General features: G+C 70.3%; 9 protein-coding genes. 5 read left to right on the top strand and 4 right to left on the bottom strand.

Annotation, left to right across the window (positions count from 1 at the left end):
• The first annotated feature begins 118 nt into the window (after window positions 1–118).
• From AB0K36_RS25715 to AB0K36_RS25700, 4 genes are all read left to right on the top strand, one after another.
• Window positions 119–412, top strand: a complete 294-nt coding sequence (locus AB0K36_RS25715) for a hypothetical protein (protein ID WP_364598694.1) — start codon at window positions 119–121, stop codon at window positions 410–412.
• 299 nt (window positions 413–711) lie between these two features.
• Window positions 712–2271: an FG-GAP repeat domain-containing protein gene (locus AB0K36_RS25710; RefSeq protein WP_364598691.1), complete on the top strand. Its 1560-nt coding sequence runs from the start codon at window positions 712–714 to the stop codon at window positions 2269–2271.
• Between the two features lie 178 nt (window positions 2272–2449).
• Complete coding sequence (locus AB0K36_RS25705; RefSeq protein WP_364598688.1) at window positions 2450–9322, top strand: polymorphic toxin-type HINT domain-containing protein; 6873 nt, start codon at window positions 2450–2452, stop codon at window positions 9320–9322.
• An 18-nt stretch (window positions 9323–9340) separates the two neighbouring features.
• Window positions 9341–9742 carry an Imm32 family immunity protein gene (locus AB0K36_RS25700; protein WP_435877932.1) on the top strand — a complete coding sequence of 134 codons (402 nt, stop codon included), beginning with the start codon at window positions 9341–9343 and terminating at the stop codon, window positions 9740–9742.
• A gap of 247 nt (window positions 9743–9989) precedes the next feature.
• Here the strand turns inward: AB0K36_RS25700 and AB0K36_RS25695 are convergent, their stop codons facing one another.
• Complete coding sequence (locus tag AB0K36_RS25695; RefSeq protein WP_364598682.1) at window positions 9990–10667, bottom strand: helix-turn-helix domain-containing protein; 678 nt, start codon at window positions 10665–10667, stop codon at window positions 9990–9992.
• Window positions 10668–10943: 276 nt separating this feature from the next.
• Between AB0K36_RS25695 and AB0K36_RS25690 the strand changes: the two genes are divergently transcribed.
• Entirely contained in the window at window positions 10944–12389 is a 1446-nt protein-coding gene (locus tag AB0K36_RS25690) for an NCS2 family permease (RefSeq protein WP_364598679.1), read from the top strand.
• Between the two features lie 69 nt (window positions 12390–12458).
• Here the strand turns inward: AB0K36_RS25690 and AB0K36_RS25685 are convergent, their stop codons facing one another.
• Genes AB0K36_RS25685 through AB0K36_RS25675 form a run of 3 tightly spaced genes read right to left on the bottom strand, consistent with a single transcriptional unit; the run spans window position 12459 to window position 15550 of the window.
• Window positions 12459–14003, bottom strand: coding sequence for a sensor histidine kinase (locus AB0K36_RS25685; RefSeq protein WP_364598676.1), 1545 nt, complete (start codon window positions 14001–14003; stop codon window positions 12459–12461).
• A gap of 58 nt (window positions 14004–14061) precedes the next feature.
• A complete protein-coding gene (locus AB0K36_RS25680) occupies window positions 14062–14802 on the bottom strand; it encodes a Clp protease N-terminal domain-containing protein (protein ID WP_364598673.1) in 741 nt (246 codons plus the stop codon).
• Window positions 14803–14851: 49 nt separating this feature from the next.
• The gene (locus AB0K36_RS25675) at window positions 14852–15550 is read right to left on the bottom strand and encodes a response regulator (RefSeq protein WP_364598670.1); all 699 of its coding nucleotides are present in this window, start codon (window positions 15548–15550) and stop codon (window positions 14852–14854) included.
• Window positions 15551–15662 lie beyond the last annotated feature (112 nt).

Here is a 15662-nt window from a genome sequence, read left to right as displayed (position 1 = left end):
CGGCCCGAACGCCGGGGGGCACGTCCTCTGGTCGAGTCCACTCAGGTTCCGCCTGTGGATCTACGGGGTGGGGCACTCGCAGCTCCTCATCCGTACCCCGGGTGGACAGGGACAGGACATGGAACCGATCGGTCTCCGTTTCGAAGCCGTGGAGCGGATGAACATCGGCCGGTCCTTCCGCGGCCTCAGCCTGGAGACGGCTGATGACACCGTCATGGCGGAGATCGCCGCCACGGGAGTTCTGAAGCCGCGTCCGAACCCGCTGCTGGCACTCGTGCTGCGCAGCGAGGACTCGCTCAGCTGGGTCGTCTGCTCGAAGGTGGCCGTCGGGGTGTCCCGGTTCACGGACGATCAGCCCGGTTTCCGGCTCGATCCCGTGCACTTCGCCACCCGGGCCGTCCGGACGCAGTGACCTGAGCCGGCGTACGGCCGGAGAGGACCGCCCCGGGGGGCACCCCGGGGCGGTCCTCCTTGGTACCTGGCGGATCGCGCACGGTACGCGGACCCCACGGCCCTGACGGCCCGTCGCACCGCCCGCGCTGGGCGGACCGACGGGCCACAGGGCCCGCCCTGTCCCGGAAAGGACAGGGCAAGGCAGCAGTGCTCCGGTGCGCCCCGCGCACGGCCGGCAGGTCCGGGCGGGGACCGTCCGCACTGTGCCTCCGGACAGCCGGCGGAAGAGGCCGCCGGCCCAGGGGAGGGATCACATCAGTGAGCAGTCCAACACGCCCGCGCTCGCGGCCGGTCCGGCGACGGGGCGCGCTCGCCGCGAGCGCGCTCGTCCTGACCGCGTCCGCCCTCGGGCTCGCCCCTGCGCCGGTCGCCGCGGTCGCCGCCGGATGCTCCGGCGTGGAGTCGGACTTCAACGGCGACGGCATCCGCGACACGGCGATCGCCGACCCGGAGGCGACCGTCGCCGACCGGGCGGAGGCGGGGCTCGTGCGGATCGTCTACGGCGGCGGCAAGGGAACCTACGAACTCACGCAGGACTCGCCCAACGTTCCGGGCGGGCCGGAGGAGGGTGACCGGTACGGCTTCGCCCTCGCGGTCTACGACGCCGACCTGGACGGCTGCGCCGACCTCGCCGTCGGCATGCCCTACGAGGACATCGGCACCGCCGCGGACGCCGGCGCGGTCCACATCGTCTACGGCTCGGCAGCGGGCTTCAACGGTGGCAAGGTGCCCAAGGAGCACATCCAGGGCGAGGGAAGAACGCTCGCCGGGGCGGCCGAGGCGGGTGACTGGGTGGGCTACGCGCTCGCCGGGGGGAAGACCTCCACAGGTGTCCCGTACCTGATCGCCGGCATCCCGGGCGAGTCGATCGGCACGGTCGAGGACGCCGGGGGCGCGGTCTACATCCACGGCACGGTACAGACCGTCGCCGGCATCAACCAGGACTTCGAGAACGCCGGCGGAGCGGTGCCCGGCTCCGCGGAGACCGACGACCGGTTCGGCACGTCGCTCGCGGCCACCCCCACCCATTTCGCGATCGGGTCCCCCGGGGAAGCCCTCTCCACCACCACCTTCGCCGGCTGCGCCACGGTCTTCAGCCACACGCTCGTGTCCGGCTGGCCCAAGCCCCTCTTCGGGCTCGGCCAGGACCAGAGCGACGTCGCCGGCGCGGAGGAGTTCGGCGACGGCTTCGCCACCGCCCTCGCGATGGTTCCGTACCGGGCGTCCGGGGCCACGGTGACCAACGAGTCGCTGCTCGCGGTCGGCGTGCCGGGGGAGGACCTGTCCTCCACCGTCGACGCGGGGGCGGTGCAGGTCTTCCGGGTCACCGCGTCCGGGACGTTCACCGAGATCGCGTGGATCGCGCAGGACACGGCGAACGTCGAGCAGGAGGGCGAACCGGGTGACTTCTTCGGCCGGCGCCTCGCCGCGGTCAACACCGCCCCGAACAGCACCACATCGGGCACGACCGCGCGCCTGGCGATCGGCGTCCCGGGTGAGGAGTCGGCCGAGGAGCACCGCGAGAAGGGCGGTGTCCACGTCGTTCCCATGGTCGGCGCGCCCGGCGCGTCGGACTCCTGGATCGACCCGGGACAGGGCATTCCCGGCGAGCCCGCCCCGGTGCAGCTGGCAGGCCTGAGTCTCGCGGGCTCCACGGCGGGGCTGTACGTCGGCATGCCCTACGGCCCGCAGGCCGGTCACGCCGTCCACCTGTTCCCGTGGAACGTCGCGAGCGGCGGCGCCCCCACCCAGACTTTCAAGCCCGGCGAAGGCGGTATCCCCGCAGGCGGCACCGCCTTCGGCGCGACGGTCCGCTGATGAACAGCGCGGCGGCGCCGCGCCATCGAACGAACCTGTCCGGCAGGGCCGCACGGCCCTGCCGGACAGGTCGGCAGGAGGGGCGAATGCCGCGGCCGCCGAGGCCGGGGCATCCGCCCGACACCATCCGTCCCTTATCGACGTGCGGAGACACGTGATGCCATTTCGCGGCCGGTTGATGAACCGGCGCATACCCGGGCGGCTGCTCGCAGCGACCGCCCTGGGGGTGGTCGTCGCCCTGACCGGCAGTACGGTCCAGGCGATGCCGCTCACCCTGGAGGAACAAGGCCGGGGCAGACCCGGTGTGCAGGACTTCGGCGATCCCGTCGAGGGCAGGAACGCCAAGGCCGCGCCCCGCCCGGCCGACCCGGCGAGGAAGTCCGCGGTCACGGCGCTCGACAAGGCGGTCTGGCCGGGCGGCGGCAGCGCGGAGCTCGCCGTGGCCTCCGTGGCGCCGAAGGAGACGACCGTCGGCGGTCTGCCGGTCACGGTCACCAAGGACCCGGCGAAGCCGGCACGCGCCGGCCGCACCTCCCGCCCGGCCGCGCCCACCGAGGTGCAGGTCGACGTGCTGCCGGCGAAGCGGGCCGCGGAGCTCGGCGCCGGCGCGTTGCTGCGCGTCGAACGCTCCGACGGACAGGCCCATGAGGCCCCGGTCCGGCTGACCGTCGACTACTCCTCCTTCGCAGAGGGCTACGGCGGCTCCTACGCCTCCCGTCTGCACCTCGTGCAACTGCCCGCCTGTGCGGCCGTCGCCGCACCCGGGAGCAAGGCGTGCCCGGAGCTGCCGAAGCCGCTGCCGACGGTGAACGACCCCGAGGACCGCACGGTCTCGGCCTCCGTGACCGCGGCCCCCGCGCCGGAGTCCGGTCCGTCGACGATGGCCGTCGAGGCCGCGCCGCTGGTCGCGCTGGCAGCCGGCCCGTCCTCCGCCCAGGGCAGCTACAAGGCGACCTCCCTCGCGCCGTCGGCAAGCTGGAGCGTCGCCAACTCCTCCGGCGGGTTCAGCTGGAACTACCCGATGCGGACGGTGCCCACGCCGGGCGGGCTGGTCCCGACGGTCGGTCTCGGCTACTCGTCCCAGTCGGCCGACGGCCGCACCGCCGCGACCAACAACCAGGGTTCGTGGATCGGCGAGGGCTTCTCGTACGACGCCGGCTACATCGAGCGCCGCTACAAGCCGTGTGCCGACGACGGCCACTCGACCTCCGGTGAGCAGTGCTGGGCGTTCGACAACGCCTCGATCATGCTCAACGGAAACTCCAGTGAGCTGATCAAGGACGACAAGACCGGCGACTGGAAGTTCTCGTCCGACGACGGCACCAAGGTCGAGAAGCTCACCGGGGCCACGAACGGCGACAACGACGGCGAGCACTGGAAGGTCACCACCGCCGACGGCACCCAGTACTGGTTCGGGCTCAACCGCTTGCCCGGCTGGGCCACGGGCAACGAGACCACCGGCTCCGCCTGGACGGTCCCCGTCTTCGGTGACGACTCCGGCGAGCCCTGCTACAACGCCACGTTCACCAGTGCCCACTGCAAGCAGGCCTGGCGCTGGAGCCTGGACCACGTCAAGGACACCCACGGCAACGTGATGTCCTACTTCTACGCGCCCGAGACGAACCACTACGCCCTCAACGGCAAGACGGACGTCAACGGCACCGCGTACCACCGCGGCGGCTACCTGAAGCGCATCGACTACGGCCAGCGCGACGGCTCCGTGTACGCGGCGAAGGCTCCCGCCCGTGTCGTCTTCGACGTCGCCGAGCGCTGCCTCCCCACGACGGACTTCGACTGCGCCGAGGACAAGCGGACCAAGGCGAACGCGGCGCACTGGCCCGACACACCCGTCGACCAGGAGTGCAAGGCCGCCACCAAGTGCACCGTCGGCCAGACCTTCTGGACCACGAAGCGCCTGACGGGCATCACCACGCAGATGCGCAAGAGCGCCACCGAGTACCAGGACGTGGACGCGTGGTCGTTCACGCACCTGTTCACGGACAACGGTGACGACTCGAAGACCCTGTGGCTGTCGAAGCTCGACCACGAGGGCCGGGTGGGCACGGCGGCCAAGCTGCCCGCGCTGGAGCTCTACGGCGAGCAGCTCGCCAACCGTGTGGACGCGATCGGCGACAACATCGCGCCGTTCCACCGCTATCGCCTCGCGGCCGTCCTGAGTGAGACGGGCGCCCAGCTCGACATCAACTACGCGCCGACCGAGTGCACCAAGGAAACGCTTCCCAGAGCGGGCGCGTCGGTGAAGCGCTGCTATCCGGTCAAGTGGGCCCCGCCGGGCACCATCGAGCCGATCACGGACTGGTTCCACAAGTACGTCGTCGCCGAGATCGTCGAGACCGACCGCACAGGCGGCGGCGACTCCCTCGTCACGCGCTACGACTACAACGGTGACGCGGCCTGGCGGAAGGCCGAGCCGGACGGCATCACCGAGGACAAGTACCTCACCTGGGGCGGCTGGCAGGGCTACGGCCAGGTCACCGTCACCTCCGGCAGTGCCGACAAGCAGACCACCCGCATCGACTACACGTACCTCCAAGGCATGGACGGGGACAAGGACCCGGACGGCGGCACCCGCACCGTCAAGGTCAAGGACTCGACCGGCGCCGAGTGGACCGACTCGGAGGAGTTCACGGGCCACCAGCTGGAGGCGCAGACCTGGGACGGCGGCAAGGTCGTCTCCAAGGTCATCAGCACCCCGTGGAAGGTGAACACCGCGACGCAGACGCGCAGTTGGGGCACCACCCACGCGTCGATCGTGCGCACGGAGACGGAGCGCGGCTTCGAGCTGCGGTCCGGCGGGACCTGGCTGGAGTCCAGGTCCGTCACGAAGTACGACACCGCGAACGGCACCGGCCGGGTCACGGAGGTCGACGACCAGGGCGACGTCTCCACGCCGTCCGACGACACCTGCACCCGCACCTGGTACGCCGACAACACGGCCGCCAACATCCTCACGCTGCCCTCGCGCAGCGAGTCGGTGGGGGTGAACTGCTCGGCCACGCCCGACCGGAAGACCCAGGTCCACGCCGACGAGCGCACCTCGTACGACGGCCTGGCCTTCGGAGCGGCCCCGACCAGGGGTCTCGCCACCACCACCGAGCGTCTGACCGCGCACAACGGCACGACCGGCACCTACCAGGTCACCGGCACGACCACGTACGACGCCTTCGGCCGCCCGCTGTCCCAGACGGACGCATCGGGCGCTGTGACCAAGACGGCGTACACCGACGTCAACGGCCTGATCTCGCAGGCCAAGAACACCAACGCGCTGGGCCACGTCACGACCACCGACTACGTCCCGGCCTGGGGCATGTCGGCCGGCCAGACGGACCCCAACGGAAAGCGCACGGACCTGGCCTACGACGGCCTCGGCCGCCTGACCTCGGTCTGGCTCCCCGACCGCGCGAAGACGCAGACGCCGAGCATCAAGTACTCGTACAACGTCCGCCGCGACAAGGTCACGGCGATCAGGACGGAAAAGATCGAGAACGACGGCTCGTACGGCTCCGAGTACGAGCTGTACGACAGCCTGCTGCGCCCGCGCCAGCTCCAGACCGAGGGCCCGGGCGGCACCCGCATGGTCGCCGACTCGTTCTACGACGGCACGGGCAAGGTCAAAAAGACCAACGCCACCTACAACGCGGCGGGTGCGGCTTCCGGCGAGCTGCTGATCGTCCGCAACGGCGAGGTCGGTCAGCAGAGCCTGATGGAGTACGACGGCCTCGGCCGTCCGACGGCGCAGATCATGGCGGTCTCGGGCGTCGAGCAGTGGCGCACCACCACGATGTACGACGGTGAGCGCACCACGGTCGACCCGCCGAAGGGCGGCGTGCCGACGACGTCCATCACGGACGCCAAGGGCAACACCAAGGAGATCTGGCACTACCGGGGCGATTCTCCCGACCCGCTGTCCGGCTACGACGTCACGAAGTACACCTTCACCCCGAAGAACGAGCTGGAGACCGTCACCGACGCCAAGGGCAACGTGTGGCGCTACGAGTACGACCTGCTGGGGCGGAAGACGAAGAGCGTCGACCCGGACGCGGGGACGTCGACGACCTCGTACGACGCGCTCGACCGTCCCGCCTCGGCCACCGACGGCCGGGGCAAGAAGATCTCCACGGTCTACGACAAGCTGGGCCGGACGCTCTCCACCTGGCAGGGCGAGCCCACCACGGGAACCCGGCTGACCGAGACCCGGTACGACAAGGCGGGAATGCTCGGCCGTGCGTACGCCGAGCTCAGCTATGTCACGCCTACGGAGTACTTCGCCACCGTCACCCAGACCGCGGACGACTTCTACCGCCCGCTGCAGACCAACTACATCGTTCCCGCCTCGCAGGGCTCACTCGCCGGGACGTACTCCTTCACATCGGCGTACAACCGGGACGGCACCCTGCAGTCCAGCGGCATGCCCGCCGCCGGCGCCCTGCCGGCCGAGGTGCTCGTCAACGGCTACGACGACCTCCAGCGCCCGAAGACGCTCACCGGTGCCACGTCGTACATCACGAACACGGTCTACTCGAACAAGAGCCACGTCCAGCAGCTGGAACTGAGTAACGGCGGCAAGAAGGTCTGGCAGACCTTCGACTACGAGACCGGCACGGACCGTCTGAAGCGCATCGTGGTGGACGTCTACGGCGCGCCGGCCCCGGTGAAGGAGGCCAACTACTCCTACGACCAGGCCGGGAACGTCCTGTCCATCGCCGACACGTCCGACACCGCCTCACCGGACGTGCAGTGCTTCGGCTACGACTCGCGCAAGCGCCTCGCCGAGGCGTGGACACCCGCGGCCACTGTCGCGGAGGCCTCGGGCAGCGGTTCAGCAGGCTCGGTCGCCCCGGTCGGGGGATCGGGACCGGCCGCCTGCCAGGCCGCCCCCGGAGCGAACCCGCTGGGTGGCCCGGCTCCGTACTGGAAGTCGTACGTCACCGACGCCATCGGCAACCGTACGTCGGAGACGATCCACGACACGGGCCTCAACCCGACGAAAAACATCAGCCGCACCTACACCTACGGCGGGGCGGGCGCGCTCGGCGACGGTCCTCACCAGGTGACCAAGGTCGTCGAGAACACCCCGACGGGAGACCGGCAGTCGACGTACGAGTACGACGACTCGGGCAACACCACCAAGCGCACCATCGGCGGTGACGCCCAGACGCTGACGTGGACCGATACGGGCAGTCTCGCCGGCGTTGCGAAGGGCGACGGTTCCGCGACGACCTACCTGTACGACGCCGGAGGCAACCGGGTCCAGCGCAAGGACTCCACCGGCACCACGGTCTACCTGCCCGGCATGGAACTGAAGCTCTCCGCCGACGGCACGAGGAAGACGGCCACCCGTTACTACTCGCACGCCGGCCGGACCGTGGCCGTGCGAACGGACGGCGGCACGGTGTCGTTCCTCGCCTCCGACCACCACGGCACGGGTGAAGTCGCCGTCGACGCCACGACCGGCGCCGTCAGCCGGCGGCGCTTCGACCCGTACGGCGTCGAACGGGGTGCTGCGACCGGCACATGGCCGGGCGAGAAGGGCTATGTCGGCGGCACGATCGACAAGTCGACCGGCCTGACCCATCTCGGCGCGCGTGAATACGACGCGGTCCTCGGCAAGTTCGTCTCCGTCGACCCGATCATCGAATACACGCAGCCTCAGCAGATCAACGGATACGCCTACGCCAACAACACGCCGGTGACCCATGCCGACCCCAGCGGTATGGCGATTCCGGAGTGCATGCAAGGCCTCATCGAGTGCCGGGGCGGTCTGCCGGTGTCGGGAGGCAAGTCGGACCCCGTCAAGACGGCTTCCAACAACGTCGACGGCGCCTCGAACGTCCTGGCCGGCGCCCAGGAGCAGCAGTCGGCGGCCAAGCAGCGGATCAAGTCAGCGGGCAAGGCGCTCGTCAAGATCGCCCGGGACATCCTGGGCGTGGACGCCGCGCTCGACTGCGTCTCCAGCGGGGACATGGGCGCCTGCGGCGAGACGCTGCTCAACATCGCGGGCAGCTTCGCCGGCGGCCTCGCCGGCAAGATCCTGGCGAAGTACGGCGCGCCGTGGAACTGGGCGAAGGGTGCCAAGCTCGCCAAGCGCGTCGTCGGCCTCGTCGGCGACCTGATCGGTGGCGTCAAGGACCTGTGGAAGGCGAACAAGGCCGTCGACAAGGCGGCGGACGGGTTGTCCAAGGCCAAGGACGCGCTGGCGGCGGCGAAGAAGAAGGCCGCGGAGACGCTCAAGAAGAAGAAGGTGGAGGCGGATTCGAAGCCGGATGCGGACCCGGATCCCGGACCGGCGTGTCACAGCTTCCTGCCCGGCACCACGGTTCTCATGGCCGACGGTACGTCCAAGCCCATCGAGGACGTCGAACTCGGCGACAAGGTGACCGTCACCGATCCGGAGACCGGCGAGACGACGGTCCGCGAGGTCGCGGGCACGATCGTCACCGAGGACGACAAGCACTTCGTCGACCTCACGATCACCGGTGGGTCCGGCTCGGCAGAGGCTCTGATCTCCACCACGACGCACCCGTTCTGGGTGCCGTCGGAGGGCGAGTGGGTCGAGGCGGGTGACCTGCGGGCCGGCATGACCCTGCGCACCGCGAGCGGTGGAACGGCGGAGGTCACGGACACGCGCCACTTCGACAGGCGCCAGCGCACTCACGACCTCACGGTCACCGGAATCCACACGTACTATGTGTCGGCGGGCAACACGCCGGTCCTCGTGCACAACTGTGACATTTCGATGGACGAGGCCGTGAACCGTGCCGTCGCGCACGTGGGCGACGATGCCACGGTGGTGCGGTCCGGAAGCGGCGGCGTTCAGTTCATGAGCGTGACGACCGACGATGCGGGCAACGCGGTCAGGAAGATTGCGCGGTTCGATGTGAACCCCCACAGTCCTCATGTCCAGAAGCTCGGACCGCACCTCAATCTGGAAACCCAGGTCAACGGAAAGACAGTGACAAGTGGTCCACTCAAAGACCCGCACACCCCCATCGATCCATCCACGATCCGGCCGGGTGACTACTGGCCGTAGACGACCGGCGGAGACGTGATGCTGAAAGTCCTTCGCGAGGATGCGACCCGGGAGACGGAAATCTCCGGTACGCGCTCCGAGTTGCTGGCCCTGGGGCAGTTGCTTCGGAGCGGTCATGGGGAGCTTCCCGCGGCGACGGTCCCGAACCCGGCCCCGTACGGCAGATCCCTGTCGCGGATCGGACTCCTTCGAGCGGACGGAAAGGCAAGGGTCGCCCTCTCCGAGGACGGCGAATCCCTGGAGATCCAGGGCGATGCGGAGTCACTTGCTCTGTTCGCCGACAATCTCGAGGGGTTCGCCCTGGAAGCGGATCAGGACGACCATCTCCACGTGGAGTATTTCCCCGAACACGACTATCTGGCCGAAGAGTCGCAGCCGTTGGTCTTCGGCATGGACTCGGATGCGCCGCAGCCGTCGTGAGGCGGCTGTGACGCAGTGATCCGTCAGTGAGTTCACCACGCAGAGGGACCGTCCCCGGTGTCACCGGGGGCGGTCCTCCTCGTTCGCCTGGTACGGCCCGCAGAGATACGAGTCCCGCCTGGACCTGACGACCGTCTCCCGTCGCGACTTGCGGTGGCACTGCTTCCAGGGACTCGTCCTCGGTGCGAGACAGAAGCCCCTGCCTCTGTGTGAAGCAGCTCCGTAGCCGTTCGGCCGCGCGCCCCGCTCAGTGGTCCGGGAGCAAGGTCCAGAAGTGGTCGACGATCTCGTCGAGGTAGCGCCGTCCGTCCTCGCCGGAGGCCGTGCTGCCGCCGGCCCGGCTGAGGGTGGCCGCCAGGAGGGTCTGGTAGTCCTGCTGCATGGTGCGCAGGGGGTCCTTCAGGTCGCGGCGGTCGATGGCGACGAGCTTGGCGATGGCGCGGATGTGGGCCTGCCAGCGGGTGGAGACGGCCTCGGTGAGGAGGCGGGCCAGTTCGTTCTCGAGTCCGGTGATGGCGATGAAGTCGCGTGCGGGAAGGCCGAGAACGCTGCCGAGAGCGGCGGACTGGCGCGTGTCCCCGGTCCACACGCCGGTCTCTTCCATGTGGTGGTAGGCGTCGAGCGTCAGTCCCGTGGCGCGTGCGACGTCCTCGACGGGAAGTCCGCGGGCGAGGCGGTGCTCGCGCAGGGTACGGGCGTGACCCATGAGCTCGCCGGGGGCGCACCACAGGGCACCGGCCAGGGCGGTGAGTTCGTCTGCGGTGGGCAGTGCCGTGCCGCGTTCCCACGCCGCGACGTGGTCGGATGTGATGTGGGTCATGCCGTAGGAGGCGCGCATGCCGTAGGCGACGTGGCCGTGCGCCATCCCGAGTTTCTCGCGCAGAGTGCGGGCGGCGCGCGCGTTGAAGGGGAGGGGTGGATGCACGGTGCGAGAGTAGGCAGTTACTCGCCGCTACTCCATGGCCACTGTCGCCTGCATCCCGTTATGCGGGATAGGTCGTCAGGGATTTCGTAGGAAGCCACAGGGGGTCGCCGAGCAGCCGAATTCCCTTTCGTTACGGCCTGGTTGTGTACCGCGTCGCGCCACGTATGATCCGCTCGCGAGGTGCCGCATGTGTGTTCGCACAACAGTCGTGAACGCTCTTTCCCCGCGGCGCCGTCATCCTTCTCCCTCCCACTTGCAGGCCCAGGAGACGCCGTCATGCAGAACAGCGCGACCAGCCCGGCCGACGCGCCGCCCACCGGAACCGGCGGCCCGTTCGACCGGTTCTTCGGCATCACCGAACGTGGCTCGACGTACGGCCGGGAGATACGCGGCGGCTTCGCCACGTTCTTCACCATGGCGTACATCCTCGTGCTCAACCCGATCATCCTGAGCAGCGCGAAGGACAAGTTCGGTGAGCAGCTGGACGCCGGTCAACTGGCCACCGTCACGGCGCTGGTGGCGGCGGTCATGACCCTGATCATGGGTGTGGGCGGCAATCTGCCGCTCGCCCTGGCCGCGGGCCTGGGCATCAACGCCGTCGTCGCCTTCCAGGTCGCCCCCCTGATGGGCTGGGACGACGCGATGGGCCTCATCGTGCTGGAAGGCCTGCTGATCTGCGTCCTGGTGGTGACCGGTCTGCGCGAGGCCGTCATGCACGCCATCCCGCAGCCCCTCAAACAAGCCATCAGCGTCGGTATCGGCCTGTTCATCGCGTTCATCGGGTTCGTGGACGCCGGGTTCGTCACCCGTATCCCGGACGCCGCGAACACCACCGTGCCCGTGCAGCTCGGCACCGGCGCGCTCACCGGCTGGCCCATGCTCGTCTTCTGCCTCGGCGTGCTGCTGACGATCGTGCTCCTGGCGCGCAAGGTCAAGGGCGCCATTCTCATCAGCATCGTCCTGATGACGGTCGTCGCCGTCGTCGTCAACGAGTTGGCGGACGTCAAGTCCTGGGGCCTGACCACGCCCTCGCTGCCCGACAAGCCGTTCGCCGCCCCTGACTTCGCCCTGCTCGGCAACTTCGATCTGTTCGGCTCGTTCGGCCAGGTCAGCGTGCTGACCGTGGTTCTGCTCGTCTTCACCCTGGTCCTGTCGGACTTCTTCGACACCATGGGCACCGTCGTCGGTGTCACCGCCGAAGCCGGACTTCTCGACGAGCGCGGTCAGGTCCCCGGCCTGGGCCGCGTTCTTCTCATCGACGGTGCCGCCGCCGTCGCGGGCGGCGCCGCCTCCTCCTCGTCCGCCACCACGTACATCGAGTCCGCCGCGGGTGTCGGTGAAGGTGCGCGTACCGGTTTCGCCAACCTGATCACCGGCGGTCTGTTCGCTCTCGCCCTCTTCCTCGCCCCCGTCCTGACGATCGTGCCCCTCCAGGCCGCGGCCCCGGCCCTCGTCGCCGTCGGGTTCCTGATGATGACCCAGGTCAGGCACATCGACTGGGACCGCTACGACGTCGCCGTCCCCGCCTTCCTGACCATCGTCGTCATGCCGTTCACCTACTCCATCACCAACGGCATCGGCGCCGGCTTCATCGCCTACGTGGTCATCAAGGCGTGCCTGGGCAAGGCCCGCGAGGTGCACTGGCTGCTGTGGGGTACCGCCGCGCTGTTCCTCGTCTACTTCGCCATCGACCCGCTGGAGCAGCTCCTCGGCATCAAGTAGCCGTCGCGGCGGGCCGACAGGCCCGGGTGGAAAGCGCGGTTCCATGACGGGTGAGGGCCGTCCCCGGTGTCACCGGGGGCGGTCCTCCTCGTTGTCGACGTCCGTCACGATCGTCTTCGAGGTCAGGCGGTCGTCCTTGAAGCAGAGCCGGTACGCCGGCGTCGTCTCGTACTTCTTCGCGCGGTAGTACTCGCAGCGGCCCGCGTCCGCCGGCTCCCGCTGGACGCCCGACGGCGGCCCGTCCAGGGAGAGGCGGGGGAGGCGGGTGAGGACGTCCGCGCGGGTGTCGCCCACGCGGATGCGGTCGTACTGGGCGCGTTCCATCACGGTGCGGGAGTCGCTCCAGAAGCGGAAGCCGAGGATCAGCAGGGCAAGCACCGCGCCGACCGCTACCGGGACGGTCAGGGCCTGGAGCAGGCCGCGCCGTACGCGGCGGCGGGCGTCGTCGAGTTCGCGGGCCGCCGTGGGGGCCGTCGGCGGTGTGGGGGCGGCGCCGGACGAGAGCGGGAGACGCGCCGTCACCGTGAAGCCGTCAGCGCTCGGACCGTGGGTGAGCGTGCCGCCCGCCAGGCGCACCCGTTCGTCCAGGCCGACGAGGCCCGTTCCGCCGGCGGAGGGGGAAGCAGCGGACGGTGGAAGGGGGTTGGTGACGCGGACGGTGACGTCGGCGTCACCGCAGGACAGCCCGACGCGCACCGCCGCGCCGGGCGCGTGCTTCGCCGCGTTCGTCAGGGACTCCTGGACCACGCGGTGCACGGCCCGGGCGGTCATCGGCGGAAGGCCGGCGCGCGGGCCGTCCTCGTGGAGGTGTACGTCCAGCCCCGAGTCGCGGGCCCGTTCCACCAGTGCGCCCACCGTCTCCCCGCTGGGCGCGGTAGGGGCGGGCTCCCCGTCGGCGCGCAGCACGCCGACGATGTCCCGCAGCCGGGCGGTCGCCTCCGCCGCCGCCTCGCGGAGTTCGCGGGCCGCCTGCTGCTGCCGGGGTCCGAGGCCCGCGTCGACCTCCAGGGCCGCGGCCCGTACACCGATCAGCGACAGGTCGTGGCCGAGCGAGTCGTGCATGTCCCCGGCGATCCTCGACCGCTCCCGCAGCCGCTCCCGGTCGGCCACCGCCTGCTGTTCGCGTTCCATACGGTCGGCCAGCTGCCAGCCGGCCGAGACGAGTTGGGCGTACTGGCGCACGTAGCGGCCGACCAGCCAGGGGACGACGATCGTGAACAGCAGGGTGATCAGGAGGGCGAACCAGGTCCACAGGTCCTCCAGCGCCAGGCCGAGTGCCAGCCCCGCCGACGCGATGCCGGCGAAGGTGAGCAGCGCCGGGCGGGCGGTCGCCGTGCGGCGGCCGGAGAGATATCCGAAGGCGGCCATGGCGGGTGCGTAGGAGGCGGTGAAGAGTTCCGGTGTCTGCCAGGCGCTGAGGGAGACGGCGACGACCAGGGACAGCAGCGGCCACGACCGGCACAGCAGGACCGCGAGGCCGAGCAGGGGGACGCCGGTGCCGACCCACCACCACGAGCCGCCGTCGTTCGGGTCGGAGCGGAGCAGGACGCAGCCGGCGAGCACCACCCACAGGGCGAGGTCGGTGAGGCGTTCGCGGGCGTTCTCTCTGCGCATGCCCCCACCCTGCCAAAGGCCCCGTGCCCGGGGCCTCTGACGAAAGTGGGGGCGCAGCCTACTGCTGCTGCTTCGCCGCCATGAACGCCGCGAGAGTGTCGGTCACCCACTGCTCGGCGGCCTCCTTGCCGACGCCGAGCGACGCCAGCGGACCGCTGCCGTCCTCCGCCTCCAGCAGGGCGAGCAGGATGTGCTCGGTGCCGATGTAGTTGTGCCCGAGGCGCAGTGCCTCGCGGAAGGTCAGCTCCAGCACCTTGCGGGCACGCGCGTCGTACGGGGCGATCTCCGGGAGTTCGTCGGCGGCCGGCGGGAGTGCCGTCGTCGCCGAGGCGCGGATCCGTTCGGGGTCGGCGCCCTGGGCGGCGAGCGCCTTCACGGCGAGGCCGTCGGGCTCGGCGAGCAGGCCGAGGACGAGGTGCTCGGGGCCGACGAAGGCGTTGCCGGCGGTGAGCGCCTCGTTGGCGGCCGCCGCGACGACGTTCCTGGCGCGGGGGGTGAAGCGGGCGAAGCCCTGACTCGGGTCGAGGTCGAGCGGCTGGTCGGACTGCTTGGTCACGAAACGCTTCTGGGCCGCCTGCTTGGTGACGCCCATGGAGGTGCCGATCTCGGTCCAAGAGGCGCCGGAGCGGCGGGCCTGGTCGACGAAGTGGCCGATGAGGTGGTCGGCGATGTCGCCGAGGTGACCGGCGGCGAGCACCGCGTCGGACAGCTGGTCGAGCGGCTGGGAGTGGACCTTCTTGATCGCCTCGATCAGATCGTCGAGGCGCACGGGATGCGTGAGACGCACAGGATCGGTCATGCGACAACCTTAGGTTGACGCACGAGGATCGTCAACCCGAAGTTGACGATCACGGTGTGTCCGCCACCAGCCCCGCCTCGTACGCCAGAATCGCCAGCTGCACCCGGTTCCTGAGCCCGAGCCTGCCGAGGACGGCGCTGACGTGTGCCTTGACCGTGCCCTCCACCACGTACAGCCGCGCCGCGATCTCCGCGTTGGACAGGCCGGCACCGACCAGCGCCACGACCTCCCGCTCACGGCCGGTCAACGGCTCCAGTGCCGTCCGGGCCTCCGCCGCCCGCGACATCCGTCCCGCGCCGAGCCGGTCGAGGACGCGACGCGCGATCTCGGGGGACAGGCAAGCGGCGCCGTCGGCCGCCGCGCGGACGCCCGCGATCAGCTCCCTGGGATCCCCGGACTTCAGCAGGAACCCGCTCACCCCCGCGCCCAGGGCCCGCTCGATGTACTCGTCCTCCGAGAAGGTGGTGAGCATGACCACCGCCGTCCCGGGCGCCACGTGCCGCAGCTCCTCCGCGGCGGCGAGCCCGTCGAGCCGTGGCATCCGGATGTCGAGCAGGGCGACGTCCGGCCGGTGCCCCAGGGTGAGTTCGACGGCCTGACGCCCGTCACCGGCCTCCGCGACCACCTCGACGCCCGGGTCGGCGGCCAGGATCGCCCGCACCCCGGCGCGCATCATGGTCTCGTCGTCGGCGAGCAGGACCCGTACGGGAGCGGCGCTGGTGCCGGTCGGGCCGGCGGAGGTGGTCATGCGGTCAGCCTAGACATCCCGCCGACCGCGGCGGATCAACTCCCGCTCGGCGCCCATGCGGACGGGCCGGCGGACGGGCCGGTGGACGGGCCGGCGGAAGGCCGGCGGACGG

This window comes from Streptomyces kurssanovii (assembly GCF_040677245.1).
Classification (GTDB): domain Bacteria; phylum Actinomycetota; class Actinomycetes; order Streptomycetales; family Streptomycetaceae; genus Streptomyces; species Streptomyces kurssanovii.
This window is presented reverse-complemented; position numbering and strand designations above follow the sequence as displayed.